This window comes from Methylobacterium trifolii (assembly GCF_022179685.1).
Taxonomy (GTDB): domain Bacteria; phylum Pseudomonadota; class Alphaproteobacteria; order Rhizobiales; family Beijerinckiaceae; genus Methylobacterium; species Methylobacterium trifolii.
Window position 1 is genome coordinate 1 of record NZ_BPRB01000366.1, and the last position, 2,082, is coordinate 2,082.

The 2,082-nt window shown below is 66.7% G+C and carries 1 protein-coding gene, 1 tRNA gene and 1 pseudogene; 1 reads left to right on the forward strand and 2 read right to left on the reverse strand.

Features of this window, described 5'->3' with window-relative positions; translation table 11 throughout:
- Positions 1–259, reverse strand: a pseudogene (locus COGEMETH_RS24550) (phosphohydrolase); the annotation flags it as partial.
- A 611-nt stretch (positions 260–870) separates the two neighbouring features.
- Here COGEMETH_RS24550 and COGEMETH_RS24555 point away from each other — a divergent pair.
- Positions 871–1,830 carry a helix-turn-helix domain-containing protein gene (locus COGEMETH_RS24555; RefSeq protein WP_238185288.1) on the forward strand — a complete coding sequence of 320 codons (960 nt, stop codon included), beginning with the start codon at positions 871–873 and terminating at the stop codon, positions 1,828–1,830.
- A gap of 84 nt (positions 1,831–1,914) precedes the next feature.
- On the opposite strand, the gene COGEMETH_RS24560 is transcribed toward COGEMETH_RS24555, so the two are convergent.
- Positions 1,915–1,991, reverse strand: a tRNA-Met gene (locus COGEMETH_RS24560).
- Positions 1,992–2,082 lie beyond the last annotated feature (91 nt).

Sequence of the window (2,082 nt, forward strand, 5' to 3'; positions counted from 1 at the left end):
CGCCGAGCCGCTCCGCGTCCCGCAGGGTGGCTTCGTTCCGCACGCCGAGCAGGCAGACGATCGGCATCGGCCGTCCCGCGAGCCGTCCGGCCAGGGCCTTGAGGGAGTGCCTGACCTCCATCCGATCCAGCGCCAGATCGGTGATCACCCCCAGGATCGATCCGGGATCGGGCCAGGTCTCCTCGATACCGACGATCCGGCTCCCGGCGAGCGTCCGCACGGCCTCGGCCAGGGCATGGCCGCGATCCGGCCGGCTCACGAGTATGACGACGCAACCCCGTGACATCGCTCAGAATACCCTGTGGCCGATCCGTGCCCGCACCTGCACGACCGGAACTAGGTCGGCCGCAGCGAACGCACCCGATCGTTCGATAGCGAGGGCAGTGCGCATCCGGATCACCATGAGGGCGGACCGCCCAATCCAAAAAATCGTCGTCGTGGTGGATCGAAACCTCTCTCGATCGATCGTCGCCGCGAGACGTCCGCGTCATCCGACGCCGAACTCCCTTCCGAAGCCTCCCCATCATAAACGATTGCTCGCTTCGCCGGCTGCCCAGATGCGCGAATAAGCTTGCCTCTCCGCGCAGAGCTGACTTGGAAGGCGCCGTCCCGCACGATAAGCCTCGCCTCGAGTGGTCGCGCTTCGGCGTCCTCGCGGCGGCCATGGGATGCACGATGCGGATTTCCCATGCCGGACCGGCGCCTGAGCAACCGCAGCCCCGCTCGGACGCGAGCCTTCCGGCAGGCGTCCCGGGTCTCGATGCCCCTCGCGAAGCGCCCGGTCACCGGCGCCCCGCCCTCCGGGCGCGACGGCGCAGCAGGCATTTCGCGAGAGACACCCGATCCCGCGCCTCATGAAGGCTCAGACCGATGCAGACGTTATTTTCGACGGAAGGGGTGGATCAGGACAAGAGCTTTCGACTGTGGAAGGAGACGCTGTTCGACCGGATCGGCCCGGTCGAACAGAAGCGGATCGACGACGCTCCGTTCGAGGGGCTGATACAATTCGTCGATGTCGGCGATCTTCGAATAACGCGGTTGTCGGAAAGCGCTCTCCAGACCGAAGTGACGCCGACGACGCTTCGGCGGCGTGACAACACGGGGTCCGTCTTCGTCCTGATGCAGCTTGCGGGCGTCTCGACCAGTTCGCAGGACGGCCGCGATGCGGTCCAGAGGGCCGGCGACATCGTCGTGCTGGGCGGTCGGCCCAACGTCCACGTGTCGAGCCGGACGGATCGGTCGTTCGTCCTGGAGCTGCCGCGCGAGCGCCTGGAGGATACGCTGGGGCCGACCAGGCTCTACACGGCCCTGACGGTCGGCGGGGACTCGGCCGTCGCCGGGCTGGCGATGAATTTTCTGATCGACCTGGTGGGCGTCTCGGACCGGCTCGATCCCGATGCAGCCATGCGCATGTCCCGGATCGGCGTCGACCTCATCCTGTCCGGCATCGCGGAGCGCATGGCGCGGGACGTGCCCAGGTCTCTGCACGGTACGGTCGTGGTCCAACGGGCAAAGGCCTATGTCGAGGCGAATCTCGGTGATCCGACGCTCGATCCGCCGCAGCTCGCAGCGGCCGTGGGCGTGTCGTTGCGGCGGCTGCAGGAGCTGTTCCACGACCACGGGCGGCACATCGCGGATTGGATCTGGGAGCGCAGGCTCGAAGCCGCGGCACGGCAGCTGAACGACCCGGCCAGCAACCACGTGGCGGTCTCCGCAATCGCCTGTGCCTGCGGCTTTTCCAGTCCCGCGCACTTCGCCCGACGCTTCAAGGATCGCTACGGGCTGACGCCGAGCGAGTTCCGGCAGGCCGCCGGACCTCATGGGTCATAACCGATGGGATCGGATGCGAGCGTCGAGCGAACACGAACAACCCGTCGGGCTTTCGCCTGACGGGTTGTTCTTATTCAGGAATGTTGGTTGCGGGGACAGGATTTGAACCTGTGACCTTCAGGTTATGAGCCTGACGAGCTACCGGGCTGCTCCACCCCGCGCCAAGGTTGTGTGCCTCCGGGCCTTGCGCGGGCTTTCCTGGTCCGCGCGGAGTGTCCGGAGGCGATCGTGAGGAGGGAATGCGTTGTCTTG

Bases quoted from the DNA above. Each gene is read 5' to 3' on its own strand.
- COGEMETH_RS24555 (WP_238185288.1), top strand. From the start codon at position 871: ATGCAGACGTTATTTTCGACGGAAGGGGTGGATCAGGACAAGAGCTTT.